The sequence below is a fragment of the Gramella sp. AN32 genome, from assembly GCF_023718305.1.
GTDB classification, from domain to species: domain Bacteria; phylum Bacteroidota; class Bacteroidia; order Flavobacteriales; family Flavobacteriaceae; genus Christiangramia; species Christiangramia antarctica.
Genome location: NZ_QEYO01000023.1, coordinates 1 through 18606, shown reverse-complemented (window position 1 = coordinate 18606; position 18606 = coordinate 1). Strand labels below are relative to the sequence as shown.

Genomic DNA, 18606 nt, shown 5'->3' with positions numbered 1-18606 from the left:
AAAATGCAAAATATTTTAGATTATTTCCTAAATCTGGACAGCCATTTGTTTACCATGATCCTCGATTATGGGACCTGGGTATATGCCATCTTGTTTTTGATCATTTTTGTTGAAACCGGACTGGTGGTTTTGCCATTTTTACCTGGTGATTCCTTATTATTTGCCGCGGGTACTTTTTGTGCCGGGGTACAAAACGAGGCTGGCGATTTAGCACAACTCAACCTCTGGATCATTATTTTGTCTTTAACCGCTGCGGCCATTTTAGGCGATAGCTTGAATTATTATTTGGGAAAAACTATTGGCTTAAAGGTATTGGCCTGGAAAATAGGTGGAAAAAATCTAGTAAGTCAAAAGCATATTGATCGTACAAAATCTTTTTTTGAGAAGCACGGTTCCAAAACCATTATTATTGCAAGGTTTGTTCCCATTGTTAGGACCTTCGCCCCATTTGTAGCAGGTATTGGTGATATGCATTATGGCAAGTTTATTCGGTTTAATATCATTGGTGGCGGTGTATGGGTACTGGTTTTAACCCTTACCGGTTACTTTTTCGGAAACCTTCCTTTCGTAAAAAACAATTTTGAATACGTTATTCTGGGCATCGTGGCCCTGTCGCTCATCCCGGTTATTTTACAGTTTTTTCGGAAGAAAACATAAATGTCACGATCTAACCTTCTTGTATAAATTCCCTTAAGATTTACTTAAACATATCTTTAGAATGGTGGGTTACATTTACTTTATAATCTTAAAAAATAAAATGATGAAAAAAGCAATTTTGGGTATTGCTCTTGTACTTGCTGCTATTACCACAGTCGCATTTACAACCGAAAACAAGGATCAAGTACCTCAAGCCGTCAAGGACGCTTTCGCAAAAAAATTTCCAACCGTTCAAAAAGTAGATTGGGAAAAAGAAAATGATATCGAATGGGAAGCCGAGTTTAAAATGAATAAAGTAGCGTATTCAGCCAATTTTCTGGAAGATGGTATCTGGCAGGAAACCGAACACGAAATTAAAATCTCTGATGTTCCTCAAAATATTCTTTCTTCATTGAAGACAAACTTCCCAGGTTATGAAATCGAAGAAGCAGAAATGGCCGAAACCCCTGAAGGAAAAGTATATGAATTTGAAATGGAAAAGGGTAAAAAAGAAATGGAGATAACAATAGACTCCAATGGTAAAGTATTGAATAAAGAATTGGAAGAAGATGAAGATAAGGATTAAGTGTTAGTTTTTTATATTGGATAGTTAGGTTGAGAACGCCCGGAAAATTGCCCTTTTTCGGGTGTTTTTATTGAATATTATCCCATGACCTAGTCCAGTCAATTTGCTCCTGTACAGCATTTTTAAGGTTTACAGAGGGATTGTAGTTAAGTAATGTTCTTGCTTTGTCAATAACTGCTTTAGTCCTTACCCGATCGCCACTGCGAGCAGGACTGTCAGTAATCTTAATAGTAGTTTTAACCAGTGGTTTTATTCAGAACGGCGGAAAAAATCCTCGCTTCCTATGGGCTTTTGGGGCATTGAGCCTTTGTGGATCCATGCTTATCCTGATTTATACCATTTCCGCGGGGATCCTGTCCTGCTATTGGGGCATTCATTAGGTACTTTTCTGTATATTAGAAATATATTTATCCTAAAAAAGGATTTCTGAAGCCTTTAGAATTTCTTTAGATTCTGTTTTAATCTTTGCTTTCTAAGATTCCCATTTTGACCCTAAAGAATTCTACCGATCGGTATTTCCTATTTTTTATCTGTTTGGTATTTATAATATTGCTCTAGGATTTGGGATCCCTATGGCCTCGCCAAAACCAGTGAAGCCCGTTATGCTGAAATTAGCCGTGAAATGTTGCTCTCTGGAGATTATCTTTACTTATACTAACTTTGAAGGGAATCATTTAATCGGATTTAAATACGAGTTCTAAATTAAAATCATGGAAGAACTTAAAAAATTAGACTTCAAACCCAACCGAAGAAGCTTTATTAAGAATATCACATTGACATCTTTCGGTTTTGCTATTTTTACACGCTGCTCTTGTTTGGATTTACTTAATGAGAAAAATATATCTTTTGATAGTATTCCTCCAGATCCTAATAACTACTTAGGCCTCCCCCCTGGCTTCTCCTATAAGATAATTTCCAAATCTGGTGATATTATGGACGATGGCTTCTTTGTACCGGGGCGAGCTGACGGAATGGGAACTTTTCAGGGTGATGTCATCAACAAGGTAGTGATCGTTAGAAATCACGAAAACAGTCCCCGTCCTCATAAAAATAGTCCTTTTGGGCCTTATAATGAATTACTTGATAGTATCGATGAGAACATGTTGTACGACGCAGGTAGAAGGACAAACCCGGGATTAGGTGGCACGACCACCCTTATATATAATGAATCTACTCAAGAAGTAGAATCTCAATATTTGAGCCTGGCGGGAACTTACCGCAATTGTGCTGGTGGAGTCACACCGTGGGGTAGTTGGCTCACCTGTGAAGAAGATGTAACAAAAATGAGCGATAAAACAGAAAAAGATCATGGTTTTATTTTTGAGGTTCCTGCCTATAATATGGGCTTAACAGAACCTGCACCTATTTTGGAAATGGGAAGGTTTCATCATGAAGCAGTTGCTGTAGATCCTAAGTCGAGTATTGTCTATATGACCGAGGATCGATCAGATGGCCTGTTCTACAGATTTATTCCAAACACACCGGAAGCGTTGGCACAAGGTGGCAGACTTCAGGTTCTCTCTATTAAGGGTAAACCTAAAGTGGATACGCGAAACTGGGAACAGGTAGAATTTGAAATTAATTTAGAAACGAAAGTTGAGTGGTTAGACATTGATAATCCGCTGGCACCAGATGATGATTTAAGATACAGGGGCTATGAAAATGGAGCAACCCGATTTGCAAGGGGCGAAGGAATATGGTTTGGGGAAGGTGAACTCTATTTTACCTGCACTAATGGTGGAAATAAAAAACGCGGGCAAATTTTCAGGTACAGATTATCTCCAGATGAAGGAAGGGAGGGAGAAAACTCATGTCCAGCAACGCTCGAACTCTTCAAGGAATCAAACGATAAGGATGTACTTAATATGTGTGACAATCTAACCATCACACCTTGGGGAGATTTAATGGTTTGTGAAGATAATGGACACCGAAATAGAATACTACAAATCAAACAGGATGGGAGTTTAAATATTTTTGCTATAAATGAAAGTTCCAACTCTGAATTTGCAGGAATTGTTTTTTCGCCATCTGGCAATACGCTCTTTGTGAATATTCAGGAAAACGGAGAAACCCTGGCGATTACAGGACCTTGGGAAACTATATCCTAAATATTTAGGAGGAGGATATAATTTTTCGGGATGGATACTAATGACCAGATGTTTTCTGTATAAAAATCACTTATAATCGGAAGGGAAGACTGTAGGGATTTCTTTTTCGGTAACCAGCTGATAATTATTGGAACAGGTCCTGGCCAGTTTCAGTATTTGAACCGGAGAGGAGGTTTTAAAATAGCTGTCTGTTTCCTTAATATTATTACTTTTCTTTTCACAGAAAGGATTTAGCAGCACTACCTGATCAGCATCCAGTATAAAACTAAGTATATCAGTATCCACAGTGATAAGTTTTCCTGAAAAAACCATCACCAGAAATATCGCTATGAATTGCTTTCCTAGCATAGAATTTTTCCAATATATAAGTTTTCATTTCTACTCCATGTAACCTTTGTTACCGAGGGTCTCTTCATATAACCTTATCTTTATAAGAAATCATAAAAAAGAAGAGTTATGAAATATTATTTTAATAAAACGATCACTGGAGAATTTGAGAAAGTAATTAAAAAAGTTACCGATGAACTGGAAAAAGAAGGCTTTGGAGTTTTAACAGAAATTGATGTTACAGCAACCTTGAAAAAGAAACTAGATATCGATTTTAAGAAATATCAAATTTTGGGCGCCTGCAACGCTCCTTATGCACATAAAGCTTTAAAAGCGGAAGATAAAATAGGAACTATGTTACCGTGTAATGTAATTGTCCAGGAATTGGATAATGGGAAAATAGAAGTTGCCGCGGTAAATCCTATGGCATCCATGCAGGCTGTGCAAAACAAAGATTTAGAAGAGATCGCCATAGAAATTGGAGATAAGTTAGAAAAAGTGATAAGCCAGATTTAAAATATTATTTTCTAATTCGATTGATACAGGAGAGTTCATGGCTATTCAGGAGATTCCGATGCCGCCATCATGACTTTCCCTAGAAGGAAAACTTTTTAGACAGTCTTACGGTCTTGCATAACACAAGTGGTGCGGAATTTTGGATGCGGCTGTCGACTTAACGATTTTGTTTTTAACGAAATTAATTTAGTTCTTTTCTAGGAAACCCACCATTTGCGATACATTGTTAGCTGTAGCCTTTTTTTAATTCAGTTTTAGTTTCATCATTATGTCGGTTTGCTCGTCATTTCCGAGTTTAAAAATATGTTTGTCAAATGCTACAAATCCATTTTTTTCATAAAATCGGATTGCTCTCAAGTTTTCTTCCCAAACTCCTAACCAAACATTGTCAATATTTTTCTCTTTCGCCAATTCAATCGCTTTGTCGTAAAGCATTTTTCCAACTTTTTTTCCGTGAAATTCTTTTAGCACGTAAATCCGTTCAATCTCAAGTGCGTTCTTACTTTAATTACGGTTTGAGATTCTTCAACATTTACTTTTAAATATCCGATAACCTTTCTATCAAGTTCGGCAAAATAAAATTCAGCATTTTTGTCAGTTAATTCATATTCCATCTTCTCTATGGAAAAACCATTTTCCAAATATTTTTTTATATTTTCTTCACTGTTTTCGGAATAAAAAGTTTCGGAAAATGTGAGTAATCTATTGTAATTCATTTATATCCTTTATTGAAATTTTTCTGATTGACATTTTCATATTGAATGTATTTGTTTAATGAGTTGAAACGGCTTTAAGTCCAACGATTGAGCCTATTAAAGTTGTAAGAAAAAGTATTCGCATAAATGTTGCAGGTTCTTTAAATACCATTATACCGACTATAACAGTTCCGACTGCTCCAATACCCGTCCAAATTGCATAAGCTGTTCCAATTGGCAAAGTTTGGGTGGCTTTGATTAAAAGTCCCATACTGATAAAAAGCGTAACCAAAAAGCCTGCATACCAAAAGTACATTTCACTTCCCGACGCTTCTTTAGCCTTTCCTAAACAAAAGGCAAAGGCGACTTCAAACAAACCTGCAATAATTAACAATACCCAATTCATTATTTCTAAATTTTAGACAAAGGTCTGAATTTGGTATGAGGAAAAATTTAACAAATGATAAAAAATGAGGCTTATTTAATTCTTGCTCTTATTCAGCTTAAACAAATTAAAATTGCAAAAATTAAAATTGATTTTTTCATTAATAGAATTTAAGTTGATTGAGTGAAATGTTATGAAATGGTTATGCTGAAGTACAATTCAAAAAATTATTGATCTTTTATTTACATTTATTGGAAGTTTATTAAGTCATGAGGTATATATAAACTTTACTTTTCAGTTTCTATTACAAATCTTTCTGTTACAATTTTGCACAACGTATTATATCCACCCAAATATAAATGTTTGTCCGAATTTTCCGGGATAAACGCGAGAAAATAACCTTACTGTTTCCTATAAAAATATAATTTTTTAAGGCCTTAGTATTATAAAAAGTGACTAAAAAAATATTTTCATTTACTCTAAAGATTGCCGCGGAGGTATGTCCTTCGCCATTCAGAATCAAATGAGTATTGTAAGTATAGTAAGTTTTATAGGTGTCATGATTAATTTCATAATTATTGACCTTCCATTGCTGGAAATGGTTATCCGATTTACCTTTATTGAAAATAGTAATTGTATCGGTAGAGATGCACATTTCTGGGGTAATCGATTCGGTTGGGGGGTCTATTTTATATGTTGCTCAAGTTAGTTTTTTAAAGCCGTTATACTTTTAATTGTAATTCCGATAAAGCAGTCGTCCATACATCCTTTTTCAACATAACCACAAGTGGAGATTAATCCATTATTTTCTGATTCAAAATATGTCGTTGCATCCTGCCTTTTAATTAACCATTCTTGTTCGGCTTTAATATAGATTTCGTCCAATGTTAAAGCGTCTGCAGCACCTGAATATTCATGACTATTTATTTCATTTTCATTTTCTGTCCATTCTAATTGGTCCTCCGGAATATTTTCTGGATTACCCATATATGCAAAATCACGTTGAATTATTATTCCATTTAATACTGTTACAGTTGTTTCCCATCCATAAGTGGCAAAAACAGAACCCCCAGATACCACATACTTATACGAATTGTTTGATGTTTCTTTAAAATTCGACCAAGCTTTTTGGCTATTTTCGAGATCATTTTGGTAGTTCAAATCATCATCAGACGAGCAAGAAGATATTAAGCTAGTGATTAACAATAATGTGATAAAATAAATTTTGTTTTTCATAAGTCCCCTTTTATATTTTATCTAGTAGATGGGAATTCATTTATATGGTTGCGTCAAATTCTGACTATCGTCAAATTTTGTTATTGATTATCAATGTTTATGCAAGCTGCGAGAAGGGATGCGGTCGTCTTCCCCGAGATACTTTGCTTTAATAGCCTGGGCTGTCCCGTATTTGGATTCTCCCAAAAGTTGTTTGTGGCAAGCCAGCAAATCGGCATAAACCTGGTCTAAGTAGACATTCAGGGCTTTCCCAGCTGGAACCCTCCAATTTGCACGTTTGGAACGGGTATCCCAATAGGTAACCGATATAGATCGTTTTAAACTGATTTCCGCGCGTTTTCCATCAACCGTAATCCGGGCATAAATGGGTGCTGAATCATCTTTTTTCTTGGCCGTACTTAGCCAAAAATGAATACTAAAAGTCTTTGAAGTCTTCATGTCCTCTCGCTTTAGGTGAATAATCGATTTGTTTTACGAAAGTCAAATCGTTGCGAAAGTCAAGTCTATTGAATTACCAATTTAGTGAAAAAATTGATACTTATTTAGGTAACCGAATAGGTAACCTATGAATTGATATTAAAGCTAATATTATGATTTCAGAAAAAATGAAAATCACTGATTTTCATAAGATTAGCTATTTTATGGTGTTGCTTAACACCAAAGTTGTCGGGATGACAGGGTTAAAACCCTATTTACATTCCCTTAAAAACCAGTACTTTATATCTTAATTTCCAAAATAGGACATCAATTAAGACATCAACGAGAGCCATTTAGGCTTTCTGTACAACAAATCTAACAAAATGATTCCAAATACCATTATTCTAGAGATCAACTAAGTTTGATGTTTTTAATAGATATTTTTTGAAATAGGGATTATATGGTATTCATACAATATTACCGAAAGGTAAACCCGCAAAATGTTTACTTTCAAATTTTTCTTCCGTTTGGTCTATACTCAAATATTGTTTAATCTAAAATCTTTAATCATGGAAACAAAAATAAAGTCCAACGGAACTGCAAAAAACAAACTGCAACCGGCATTAAGTATCCTCGAAAACAACTGTTTTTTACGTAAATCCTATGCCCTAACCTATACCCAGTTGTTAAATTTGCACATTTTAGATAAAAGTAATTTATAAAAGAAGCGGGGAAGCTGTCCTTTAGACTGGTTGAGCAATATAGTGCCGGCATAAATCAAGAAAAGTGCTTAAATGCCTAAAAATAGCCAAATAAGCACTTATTGGTTATAAGCTATTAGATGGTTTAAAGGTAATGTCCGGTTAGAGACAGTAATCGACAAATTAATTAAAGGCCGATTAAAGGCTAATTAAAGAGAATGCACAATTGGTTTTTTATTTATCTTTACGATAAATCGCTTTGAAGTATTGAAAACACTAATACTCACGGTATAAATTCGACAAAAATATAATGTACACTTTGTTTTATGCCCCTTACTTTCAAAATTACTACATTCCTGCTATAGCAAATTAATTATTAGAGGGTATAGTATCTTCGTAGTCTTCTGAGAAAGATGTAACAAAATTAAAAATTATAAAAGAAGAATTGGATAAAACTTATTTATCAATAAAATAAAAAAACTCATTTAATATCATAACCTGATGCTTAAGCCTATTTTAAAAAGACTTAATTTTTTAAATAAAACTATTTGAAAAAATATATAGGTTAACCATTCTTCCCTTCCAAAGTTTGAAAGATAGTCAGGAAAAAGTCTATGTATCTTTATCATTTGAAGTCCTGCTCGCATGCTTGGAAAAAGGATAAATATTCTTACTTTTCAGCATATTTCTGATTTAAAAAAACCGAATGTTTTATCAAAGATTAATGATTGCCATATTTAGCTGTTTGCTCTTATTTTCCTGCAAAAAAAAATAGGAAAATTCTGGACTAATGAACAATGGTTCATCCAAAAATGAAATTGCTTTAAACCTTATTGTAGAAAAACCAGCAGATATAGCTACGCCCGAAGGTATGGTTTGGATACCGGGGGGCACATTTATACAAGGTGCGGTGGCAAATGATGATATGGCTATGGCTCATGAAAAGCCTGCTCACAAGGTTGTTGTAGACGGATTTTTTATGGATGAAACAGAAGTCACCAATGCCGAATTTCAAAAATTTGTAGATGAAACAGGTTATGTTACCGTAGCTGAAAGGGAAATAGATTGGGAAGAAATGAAAAAACAACTGCCACCAGGTACTTCTAAGCCTCATGATTCCATACTACAACCAGGTTCTCTTACTTTTAAAAAGACAAAAAGCAGCGTTCCAAATCTTTACGATTATTCACAATGGTGGGCCTGGACTATTGGTGCCAGCTGGAAACACCCGGAAGGGCCAGAAAGCTCTATTGATAGGAAGGAAAATTATCCCGTGGTTCATATTGCTTTTGAGGACGCTCAGGCATATGCCAAATGGGCTGGAAAACGTTTGCCAACTGAAACAGAATGGGAATATGCCGCCAGGGCTGGCCAGCCAGATGCAATTTTTACCTGGGGAAAAGACATGGAAAATCTTTCTGAAATGGCAAATTCCTGGCAAGGTGAGTTTCCTACCGCAAATACCAAGGAAGATGGATTTGAAAATAAAGCACCTGTAAAATCTTATCCATCCAACCCCTATGGATTATATGATATGGCTGGAAACGTATGGGAATTTACCCGGGATTGGTATAATGTCAATTATTACGAGAATCAAAAAAATGATGGAGTGGTTAAAAATCCTGAGGGAGCATCTCAGGCATTTAATCCTAATGCTTCCCAAACCTCTGAAAAAGTAATTAAAGGAGGATCTTTTTTATGTAGTGCTTCCTATTGCGCCAGTTATCGAATTTCTGCTAGAATGGCAAACAGCACGGATTCGTCCCAGGAGCACTTAGGATTTAGAACTATAGCCACCCCACAAATGCTCAAAAGGAATTTGAAATAAAAATCTTTGGCTCAAAGATATATTTGATATTAGATACTTGGCACTAACCTGCGGGTAGATTCCCTGTGGACTAGGGAAACTTCTAATCTGAAATCAAGGAGTTCAGGCGAGAGCCTGTCCTCTATCCTATCAATTAATATATCTACAGCTATTTTACCCTGTTCTATGGGCTTGGAATCAATTGCGGTTAAAGACGGACTAAGATAGTGGCTAAAAATTCCATTGGAAAAATTTAACATAGATATATCTTCCGGAATTCTATAACCCAATTCCAAAATGCTTTTTACAATTAAAATGGATGATAACCCATCATCTGCCAATATAGAGTCTATGCTGTTAGTTCCAATAAGATGCTTTAAGCTAATTTTTAAATCTATTTTATGAAAATTGATAATCTGCTTTTTTCCTTTGATTTTTTTGATGGCGTCGCTATAGCCACTTATGCGCTGGTTACCGATGCTGGTGTTAGATATATTGGAAAAATAAGCAATTTTTTTACATCCTAATTTACATAAATCTAGGGTGGCTTCTTCAGCCAAAAGGCTTTCGTTTAAACCAACTTTATCACAAGCAACATTGTCCAAAATACGATCAAATAGAACCAATGGAATATTATATTCAGAAAGTTTATTTAGATGTGTGGAGCTTCCGAACTGGGATTCTGTAAGAGTAGGAGAAATAATAATTCCATCTACACGCCTATGGATAAGCTTGTTAATACATTCTATTTCTTTTTCCAACGAATCATTGGTAAAAGAAATTATAATGTTATAGCCTCTTTTATCAGATTGCTCTTCCATAGAACTCAAAGCTTCAGCAAAAAAATCTGAAAAGATATTAGGTATAATTATCCCTAAAGTTTTTGTTTTTTTTCCTCTTAAATTTTGCGCCATGTTATTAGGGACATAACGTTTTAGAGTTGCCAATTCTGTTACTCGTCGCTTTGTAATGGGACTAATTTCCGTACTATCATTAAGAGATTTAGAAACAGTACTCACTGACAAATTTAGAGATGCTGCTAGTTCTTTAAGTGTAATTCTTGTTTCCATCTAAAATCTTATAAAAACTCTTCAGCTTTTTCTACCATTTCTTTACTTCCGCAAATAAAAGGTACTCGTTGGTGCAGTTCTTCTGGTTCAATTTCCATAATCCGATTAAAACCATCTGTAGCTTTACCACCAGCCTGTTCGGCTAAAAAAGCCATTGGATTGCCTTCATATAATAGACGTAATTTGCCTTTTGGCGCGGTGGTTCCTTCGGGATAGAGAAATATTCCCCCAAAAAGCATATTTCTATGGAAATCGGCCACAAGTGAACCTGTATATCTGGAAGTAAAAGGTCTATTTTCTTTTTCATCAAATTGTTGTACCCATTTAATATATTTTTTTATACCATCAGGAAAATGCACATAATTCCCTTCATTTATAGAATATGTAATTCCTTTTGGCGGAAAAATGATGGCAGGATGAGATAAGAAAAAAGAACCAATGCCGGGATCAAAAGTAAAACCATTTACTCCTTTGCCGGTTGTATAAACCAAAATTGTAGAAGTCCCATATATTAGATAACCTGCAGCCACTTGTTTTGTTCCAGGCTGTAAAAAGTCTTCCAAGGTCGCAGGTGATCCCTCTTTAGAAACTCTACGGTAAATACTGAATATAGTTCCTACTGTGATATTGGCATCAATATTACTGGAGCCATCCAAAGGATCTATGAGTACTACATATTTGGCTTTTTTATGGATTTCATCATCAAAAACCAAAAAATCTTCAAGTTCCTCTGAAGCTAAACCACAGATCTCACCCCGATTTCGGAGAGTATCTACAAAAACATCGTTGGCCATAACATCTAGCTTTGCTTGGGATTCTCCCTGCACATTTTCTTTACCAGCTTTCCCAAGAATTTCTGCTAAACCAGCTTTATTTATTTGCTGGTTCACAACCTTTCCAGCTAGACGAATAGAGCTTAAAAGAGCGCTTAATTCCCCTTTCGCGTATGGAAAATCTTTTTGATTTTCAATGATAAATTCCCCTAAGGTGATATGTCTTTCCATTTTGTGAAATTTAATCCCTCTATAAAATTTTAAAGAGATGATGTAATGGTTAAAAAATCCAAGAACTACTTTACTTACGTTTTTTATATTATTCAAATAAACCTGGTAGCCATAAACTAATCGCGGGTATAAAAGTGACTAACAACAAAACTATTGCCATAACCAAATAGAGTGGCAATAAAGGTTTTATCACTTTTTGTATTGTAGTTTTTGCGACTCCAACCCCAATAAAGAGTACAGATCCTACAGGAGGAGTACAAAGGCCTACACATAAATTCATCACCATAATAATTCCGAAATGTACTGGATCTACCCCAAAATTTTCCATCACTGGTAAAAAAATAGGAGTGAAAATGAGCACTGCAGGAGTCATATCCATGAAAGTTCCTACAAACAATAGTAATAAGTTGATTATTAATAATATCACATATTTATTATCACTCAGTGCGAGCAGCGCTTCACTTACAGATTGTGGTATATTTTCATAAGACATTACCCACGACATACTCATAGAAGTCGCGATTAGTAACATTACGATGGCTGTTGTCCCTACAGAACTCAGAAATACATTGTATAGCATCTTTCTGTCCAGTTCTCTATAAATAAGAGAGAGTATAAGACAATATAATACTGCAATTCCAGATGCTTCGGTAGCCGTAAATATTCCTGAAACAATACCTCCAATTACTACTAATAATAATAAGAGACTAGGCAGCGCTTTTAAAAATGTAGATAAAATCTTCCCAAAACTACTGGAGTTACCGGCAGGATACTTCTTTTTCTTAATCCAAATTGCCGCTACCAACATAAGCGCCAATCCCATTAAAATACCCGGTAAATAACCTGCCAGGAAAAGAGAAGCGATAGAAACCCCTCCGCTAGCCAGAGAATAAACAATAAGAACATTAGAGGGCGGAATAACCAACCCCGTGGTTGAAGCTGTAACATTTACAGCAGCCCCAAATTCTCTAGAGTAGTTTTCCTTTTCCATAGGTGGTCCCAAAATGCCACCAATTGCAGAAGCCGCAGCTACAGCTGAACCGGAAATTGCCCCAAACAACATAGCTGCAATAACGTTTACATACACCAACCCCCCCGGCAGAGAACCAATTAAGGCTTTGGCAAAATTAATAAGACGTTGGGCAATCCCACCCTGATTCATTATTTGGCCCGCCAGAATAAAGAATGGAATAGCCAACAAAGAAAAACTGTCCAAACCTGTAGCCATTCGCTGTGCCACCGTAGTGAATGCGATTAAAGAATCTAACGACGCCAACATGGTAAACAAACAGGACAGCCCAATAGACCAAGCTACGGGTACCCCAATAGCTAATAGAACAATAAATGAAATAACGAGTATCAAAATTTCTGAAATCATGCGAAATACTTTTCAGGGTTTAAAATTTCATTTATTTTATATGCTAGAATTATAAGTCCACTTAAAGGAAGTACCATATAAACCATATATAAGGGAATTTCCAAAGCTGCAGAAATTTGTCCTAAATCATAATTTACATATACCAGATTTCCTCCCCCTAAAATTAAAGCGGCTATACAGAAAAAAATAATAAGCAAATCTATTCCAATTCGCAAACTCTTTCTGTTTCGCTTATTCAATTTTTCTTCGAGCAGATTGATGGCCAGATGATCTTGCTGACCGGCTGTGTAAGCTGCACCGAGAATACCAATCCAAATAAGTAGAAACCTGGCCAACTCTTCAGTTACAGAACTTGGAGATTGCATTACATATCTTGAAAACACCTGCCATAAAACTGCCAGCACCATAATACTCATGAGAAATACTAAGAACCCACCCAATATTTTATCTAAACTTTTCTTCATAATTATTGCTCTGTATTTTGTATCTCTTCTATGAGAATTTCCATTTTAGGATCTAAAGCGAATTCAACATACATAGGTTTTACCAATTCTTTGAATTCATCCTTTTTAGCTTCAAATACAGTTACTCCGGCTTTTTTTACTTCTTCAAGTGCATGAAGCTCAGCTTTCCTCCAAATTTCCTTTTGATATTCGGTTGATTCCACAGCAGCCTCTTTGAGCCATTCTTGTTCTTGTTTAGTTAGTTTGTTCCATAAAGGTGTGCCTATCACCAGTTCATCTGGTATAGCCGTATGTTCATCTAAAATGTAGTATTTACAAACTTCATAATCCCTGGTAAGGTAAAAAGTTGGTGGGTTATTCTCGGCACCATCCACAATTCCCTGTTGTAGAGCTGTGTATAGCTCCCCCGAAGAAATTGGAGTAGGCGAACCACCCAATAATTTTACCATTTGAATGGCTGTTTGGCTCTCCATTACTCGTAATTTTAACCCTTCAAGATCCTCCGGTCCTTTAATTGGCGTCTTGCTATAAAAGCTCCTACTTCCTGCATCATAAAAAGTGAGTCCTTTTAATCTTTTATCGAGGCTGGCATTTAGTAGTTTCTCTCCTATTTTTCCTCCAATAACTGCAAAACGATGATCACGGTCCCTGAATAAGAAAGGAAGGCCGAATACCTTTAATTCAGAAGCAAAATTTCCCATAATTGCAGTAGAAACTTTAGTCATTCCCAGACTACCTATTTGTAACAATTCAAGACATTCCCGTTCTGAGCCAAGTTGCTGATTCGGGTAGATATCAATTTGCATGCTTCCAGCAGATTTCTCCTTTAAGCGTTTGGCCATAAACATCATGCCTTTATGAACTGGATGAGTTATATCCAGCCCGTGTCCCAGCTTAATAATTGTAGTCTTTTTTTCTGCTTCACAACTCGCAAACAACAGGATAAAAGAACCTACTAATAAAACACAAAGTATTTTTATATAATTCATTTTTTGAGACTTTCTGTTATAGTTATGGCCGATGCAACTTTTTGGGTAATCGCTTCATAATCAAAAAAATTATCCTCTTTTTTTATAAAAAGCTTAGATCCTATTCCTACACAATGCACCCCGGCTTCAAACCATTCAGTAAGGTTTTCTTTGGTTGGGCTAACGCCTCCGGTAGGCATTATACTTGACCATGGCAATGGTCCTTTTACGGCTTTTACAAAAGAAGGACCTCCTACCTGGCTACCGGGGAATATTTTCACCACTTCAGCCCCAAGTTCTTCGGCATAAGAAATTTCTGTAACCGAACCACATCCCGGCATCCAGGCAACTTTTCTTCGATTACAGGTTTTGGCCATCTCAGCATTTATAATTGGTGATACAATGAAATTTGCTCCCAATTGGAGATATAAGGAAGTTGTTCCAGAATCGATTACCGATCCCACACCCAAAATCATTTCTTTAAAATTTTCCTTCACATATTTATTGAGTTCTCCAAAAACCTCATGGGCATAATCACCACGATTAGTAAATTCAAAAACACGTGCTCCGCCATCGTAGCAGGCTTTAACTACTTTTTTACAGGTTTCTAAATCTTTATGATAGAATACTGGAACAATTCCCGTTTCTTTAGTGGTCTGAGCCACTTCTATTCTTGTAAATATTGCCATCTGTATTATTCTTAAGTTTAAAAATCTTTAAACCTCATAGATTTAAAATCCTGCGAGATCTTTCCTTATCGTTTTATCCTTCCTCGGGTATTTCCTTCCAGTATTTCCAATACGTCATTCACCTTCACCAAATTGTTATCTCCCAAAATAGTATGTTTTAAAGCACAAGCTGCATTCGCAAATTCCAGAGTTTTTTGGTCTTCATAATTTTTAAGACCATAAATAATTCCGGCAGCATAAGCATCTCCGGTGCCAATACGATCTATTACATTAGATATTTCCAGCTCTACAGTAGTGATATACTCAGTTCCGGTCCAGGCCTGTGCATAGATTTTTTGCCAGGAAGCACTAACGCCCGTCCTCACCTTATCGAAAACTTTTTCTATTGAAGGATAAGTATTAATAAGCCTTTTACTGGCCTCAACAAACCCGTTTTCGGTAAATTCAAAATCGGTTTTTAAGATCTCATTGATCTCGTTAACACCACCAATAAAAATATTTGAAAGCCCCGTAAGCTCGGCTAATACCTGCTGACCATCTTTTCCATACTTCCAAAGATTGCTGCGATAAGAAGGGTCTGCGGTAACTGTTATGCCTTTTTTCTGGGCAATCTCCAGTCCATTTCTTAAAGTTCGATAAGCTGCTTCTGAAATTCCCGGAGTAATACCCGTCCAATGAAAATAACTGCCATCTTCCAATATTTCTTCCCAGTTAATGGTATCTGGATCTATATTGGCAAAGGCCGCATTAAGTCGGTTATAGGAAATCTGGCTGGGGCGCATTCCCGCCCCAATTTCCAGAAAATAAAGTCCTAATGGGTGATCTACTTTGGTCACCGTAGATACTTCTATTCCAAGATGTCTCATCGCAGCAATTGCAGAATCTCCGACAAAATCTTTTGAAACTGCGGTTACTTGCTGCACCCTCATTTCAAAATTGACCAAAGATGCCGCCACATTCATCTCGGTTCCGCCAAAGAAGAATTCCAATTGATGAGATTGTCGCAACTTTCGGTTTTCCGAAGGGGACAAACGCATAAGAACTTCTCCAAATGTGACTACTTTACTCATAATAGGGTTTATAATAAATAATCTGTACTTACAAAATTGGAACTTTTACTATCCAATAATTTTTTCAAGATTTGATTGTTATAAGCTTTGTCTTTACTCGCCACGAAAGTTCTAATTGAAAATGAACGCAAAGCATCATGGACACTTAAAGTACCAACCGCGGAATCTTTTCTACCGGTAAATGGAAAAACGTCTGGCCCCCGCTGGCAGGAACTATTAAGGTTTACACGGCATACGAGATTCACCAAAGTATCAATAAGTGGAGCGATCTTTTCAATTCCGGTTCCGAATAAACTCACTTGCTGGCCATAATTGGAATCGGAAATTTCATCGAGCAATTTTTCAATAGAATTAAAAGGTTTTATAGGAACTACCGGTCCAAACTGTTCTTCCTTATAAACCCGCATTTCTTCAGTCACAGGATAAAGAACTGCCGGAAAAATATAATTATCGGTTGTCTCTCCTCCCCTTTTATTAAGGATTTTGGCGCCATGCTTTTTAGCATCATCTATCAATTCTTGAATATATGCCGGTTTATCGGGTTCCGGTAGTGGCGTAAGCATCACATTTTCATCCCAGGGATTTCCGAATTTTAACTCATCTACCCGTTTTGCATAACGTTTATTGAACTCCTCCTGAATATCTTCGTGAACGTGAAGAATTTTTAAAGCGGTACAACGTTGTCCGTTAAAGGAAAGGGTACCGGAAATACATTCTTCAACAGCAAGATCAAGGTCTGCATCAGGTAAAATAATTCCTGGATTTTTTGCTTCTAATCCCAAAACGAGTCTAAGCCTGTTTTTATGGGGATGTTGATCCTGTAATACAATAGCCGATTTACTATTTCCAATTAAAGCTAAAACATCAATCTTCCCGGTTTTCATTATTGGAGCGGCAACTTCCCTTCCCCTTCCGTAAATGACATTAACTACTCCCTTCGGAAAAGCACTTCGAAAAGCCTCCAATAATGGGGACAATAATAAAACCCCATGTTTTGCAGGTTTAAATACCACTGTGTTACCCATGATCAAAGCCGGGATCAATAACGCAAATGTTTCATTTAGAGGATAATTATAAGGTCCTAAACATAAAACTACTCCTAGAGGCCCGCGTCGAATATGGGCATAGACCCCATCTTTTTCATGAAATTTAGCGCTATCTCGATCCAGTTGCTTATAATCTGCAATGGTATCTATTATATAATCAACAGTACGATCAAATTCTTTTCGGGAATCTGGCAGGGATTTTCCAATTTCCCACATCAAATATTTTACAACCTTTTCCCTTTTGGTTTTCATCTGTTCAACAAAATTTTCCATACAGGCTATCCTATCGGCCACTTTCATAGTTGGCCAATCTCCTTGTCCTTTGGCGAAAGCCTTGGTGGCAGCTTCTAAAACTTCCAGAGCGGAACTCTCATCCATATGTGGCACGGTTCCTAACAAGGTTGGTTTATAGTCCTCTGTTGAGGAAATTGTTGAATAGACCTCATCTTGTTTTCCTTTCCATTGGAGAAGTTCACCATTGGAAAGATAAGTTTCCTGGTGCAAGCCTTCTGATATTTGAAATTCCGTGGGTATTGACATAATTTTGGTTTTATATGGTTTGGTATTCGTTATAGTTCTGAGAAATCAATAGTATGCCAGATTTAGAAAAAACCAGCATACTATGATTATTACTTACTCTTGTTTGATATGTAGAATATAATCTATTATTCAATGATAATGAATAAGATTATCTACCCATCCAACCCCCGTCAATGGTAAGAATTGCACCGCTCATATAATCACTGGCCTTGGAAGCCAGAAAAATAATGGGACCTTTAAAATCTTTGGGCTCACCCCACCGGTCCGCAGGGATCCTTGCAAGTATAGCCTCACTTCGCTCTTCATTGTCTCTTAAGGCCTGGGTATTATCGGTTGCTATATAGCCGGGTGCGATGGCATTTACCTGTACGCCATGAGAAGCCCACTCGTTGGACAAAGCCATTGTTAATTGACCTATCGCTCCTTTTGAAGCCGCATAGCCTGGTACGGTAATTCCTCCCTGAAAAGTTAAAAGTGAAGCCGTAAAAATCACTTTCCCACTCCCTCTTTTTATCATTTCCTTGCCGAGCTCTCTTGAAAGGATAAATTGGGCATTTTGGTTTACCTCAATCACTTTGTCCCAGTATTCATCGGGATGTTCTGCTGCAGGTTTCCGCATAATTGTACCTGCATTATTAACCAGGATATCAATCTGTGGATTCTCTGATTTTAGCTTTTCAATAAATGCATACAGGGACTTTCTATCTGAAAAATCACATTGATAGCCTTTAAATTTCCTGCCTTTAGCCTGAACGGCTTTTTCAATTTTTGAACCTTTAGGCTCCAGGCTGGCTGAAACGCCAAGGATATCGGCACCGGCTTCGGCCAAAGCTTCGGCCATGGCAAAACCAATTCCGCGTTTACAACCGGTTACTAAAGCTGTTTTTCCTTCTAATTTAAATAAGTCCATAATTTCTTTATTTCAATTCGTCAACTGCTACTTTATCCATATCACCATAATCC

General features: G+C 36.5%; 20 protein-coding genes and 1 pseudogene. 7 read left to right on the top strand and 14 right to left on the bottom strand.

Annotated features, from left to right (window positions below; all coding sequences use genetic code 11):
* Positions 1-3: 3 nt before the first annotated feature.
* The 4 genes from DHD80_RS18110 (at position 4) to DHD80_RS18095 (ending at position 3330) form a co-directional block, all read left to right on the top strand.
* Positions 4-657 carry a DedA family protein gene (locus tag DHD80_RS18110; protein ID WP_251742877.1) on the top strand — a complete coding sequence of 218 codons (654 nt, stop codon included), beginning with the start codon at positions 4-6 and terminating at the stop codon, positions 655-657.
* 103 nt (positions 658-760) lie between these two features.
* Positions 761-1222 carry a PepSY-like domain-containing protein gene (locus tag DHD80_RS18105; protein ID WP_251742876.1) on the top strand — a complete coding sequence of 154 codons (462 nt, stop codon included), beginning with the start codon at positions 761-763 and terminating at the stop codon, positions 1220-1222.
* Positions 1223-1505: 283 nt separating this feature from the next.
* A complete protein-coding gene (locus DHD80_RS18100) occupies positions 1506-1652 on the top strand; it encodes a hypothetical protein (protein ID WP_251742875.1) in 147 nt (48 codons plus the stop codon).
* A 280-nt stretch (positions 1653-1932) separates the two neighbouring features.
* The gene (locus DHD80_RS18095) at positions 1933-3330 is read left to right on the top strand and encodes an alkaline phosphatase PhoX (RefSeq protein WP_251742874.1); all 1398 of its coding nucleotides are present in this window, start codon (positions 1933-1935) and stop codon (positions 3328-3330) included.
* A 66-nt stretch (positions 3331-3396) separates the two neighbouring features.
* On the opposite strand, the gene DHD80_RS18090 is transcribed toward DHD80_RS18095, so the two are convergent.
* Positions 3397-3678 carry a hypothetical protein gene (locus DHD80_RS18090; protein ID WP_251742873.1) on the bottom strand — a complete coding sequence of 94 codons (282 nt, stop codon included), beginning with the start codon at positions 3676-3678 and terminating at the stop codon, positions 3397-3399.
* A gap of 108 nt (positions 3679-3786) precedes the next feature.
* Between DHD80_RS18090 and DHD80_RS18085 the strand changes: the two genes are divergently transcribed.
* Positions 3787-4173: a DUF302 domain-containing protein gene (locus DHD80_RS18085; protein ID WP_251742872.1), complete on the top strand. Its 387-nt coding sequence runs from the start codon at positions 3787-3789 to the stop codon at positions 4171-4173.
* A gap of 243 nt (positions 4174-4416) precedes the next feature.
* Here DHD80_RS18085 and DHD80_RS18080 read toward each other — a convergent pair.
* The 4 genes and pseudogenes from DHD80_RS18080 to DHD80_RS18065 form a co-directional block, all read right to left on the bottom strand.
* Positions 4417-4875 (bottom strand): annotated as a pseudogene (locus tag DHD80_RS18080) (GNAT family N-acetyltransferase).
* A gap of 69 nt (positions 4876-4944) precedes the next feature.
* Positions 4945-5274, bottom strand: coding sequence for a multidrug efflux SMR transporter (locus tag DHD80_RS18075; protein WP_251742871.1), 330 nt, complete (start codon positions 5272-5274; stop codon positions 4945-4947).
* Positions 5275-5958: 684 nt separating this feature from the next.
* Complete coding sequence (locus DHD80_RS18070; protein ID WP_251742870.1) at positions 5959-6489, bottom strand: hypothetical protein; 531 nt, start codon at positions 6487-6489, stop codon at positions 5959-5961.
* A gap of 90 nt (positions 6490-6579) precedes the next feature.
* Positions 6580-6927 (bottom strand): Arm DNA-binding domain-containing protein, encoded by a 348-nt coding sequence (locus DHD80_RS18065; protein ID WP_251742869.1) that lies wholly within the window; start codon positions 6925-6927, stop codon positions 6580-6582.
* A 548-nt stretch (positions 6928-7475) separates the two neighbouring features.
* On the opposite strand from DHD80_RS18065, the gene DHD80_RS18060 reads away from it, so the two are divergent.
* Together DHD80_RS18060 and DHD80_RS18055 are read left to right on the top strand one after the other, a co-directional pair.
* Complete coding sequence (locus tag DHD80_RS18060; RefSeq protein ID WP_251742868.1) at positions 7476-7628, top strand: hypothetical protein; 153 nt, start codon at positions 7476-7478, stop codon at positions 7626-7628.
* Positions 7629-8397: 769 nt separating this feature from the next.
* Positions 8398-9435 carry a formylglycine-generating enzyme family protein gene (locus DHD80_RS18055; RefSeq protein ID WP_251742867.1) on the top strand — a complete coding sequence of 346 codons (1038 nt, stop codon included), beginning with the start codon at positions 8398-8400 and terminating at the stop codon, positions 9433-9435.
* A 29-nt stretch (positions 9436-9464) separates the two neighbouring features.
* Here the strand turns inward: DHD80_RS18055 and DHD80_RS18050 are convergent, their stop codons facing one another.
* The 9 genes from DHD80_RS18050 to DHD80_RS18010 all read right to left on the bottom strand — a co-directional run bounded on the left by DHD80_RS18050 (position 9465) and on the right by DHD80_RS18010 (position 18556).
* A complete protein-coding gene (locus tag DHD80_RS18050) occupies positions 9465-10484 on the bottom strand; it encodes a LacI family DNA-binding transcriptional regulator (protein WP_251742866.1) in 1020 nt (339 codons plus the stop codon).
* Between the two features lie 8 nt (positions 10485-10492).
* Positions 10493-11488, bottom strand: coding sequence for a class 1 fructose-bisphosphatase (gene fbp, locus DHD80_RS18045; protein ID WP_251742865.1), 996 nt, complete (start codon positions 11486-11488; stop codon positions 10493-10495).
* 88 nt (positions 11489-11576) lie between these two features.
* Positions 11577-12866 carry a TRAP transporter large permease subunit gene (locus tag DHD80_RS18040; protein WP_251742864.1) on the bottom strand — a complete coding sequence of 430 codons (1290 nt, stop codon included), beginning with the start codon at positions 12864-12866 and terminating at the stop codon, positions 11577-11579.
* Entirely contained in the window at positions 12863-13330 is a 468-nt protein-coding gene (locus DHD80_RS18035; protein ID WP_251742863.1) for a TRAP transporter small permease, read from the bottom strand. Before DHD80_RS18035 ends, DHD80_RS18040 begins: the two co-directional genes overlap by 4 nt.
* 2 nt (positions 13331-13332) lie before the next feature.
* Positions 13333-14319, bottom strand: coding sequence for a TRAP transporter substrate-binding protein (locus tag DHD80_RS18030; RefSeq protein WP_251742862.1), 987 nt, complete (start codon positions 14317-14319; stop codon positions 13333-13335).
* Positions 14316-14987, bottom strand: coding sequence for a bifunctional 4-hydroxy-2-oxoglutarate aldolase/2-dehydro-3-deoxy-phosphogluconate aldolase (locus DHD80_RS18025; protein WP_251742861.1), 672 nt, complete (start codon positions 14985-14987; stop codon positions 14316-14318). The genes DHD80_RS18030 and DHD80_RS18025 overlap by 4 nt, the downstream gene beginning before the upstream one ends.
* 65 nt (positions 14988-15052) lie before the next feature.
* Positions 15053-16057 (bottom strand): sugar kinase, encoded by a 1005-nt coding sequence (locus DHD80_RS18020; RefSeq protein ID WP_251742860.1) that lies wholly within the window; start codon positions 16055-16057, stop codon positions 15053-15055.
* Between the two features lie 8 nt (positions 16058-16065).
* Positions 16066-17643 carry an NADP-dependent glyceraldehyde-3-phosphate dehydrogenase gene (locus DHD80_RS18015; protein ID WP_251742859.1) on the bottom strand — a complete coding sequence of 526 codons (1578 nt, stop codon included), beginning with the start codon at positions 17641-17643 and terminating at the stop codon, positions 16066-16068.
* 148 nt (positions 17644-17791) lie between these two features.
* Positions 17792-18556 (bottom strand): SDR family NAD(P)-dependent oxidoreductase, encoded by a 765-nt coding sequence (locus DHD80_RS18010; protein ID WP_251742933.1) that lies wholly within the window; start codon positions 18554-18556, stop codon positions 17792-17794.
* Between the last annotated feature and the right edge of the window lie 50 nt (positions 18557-18606).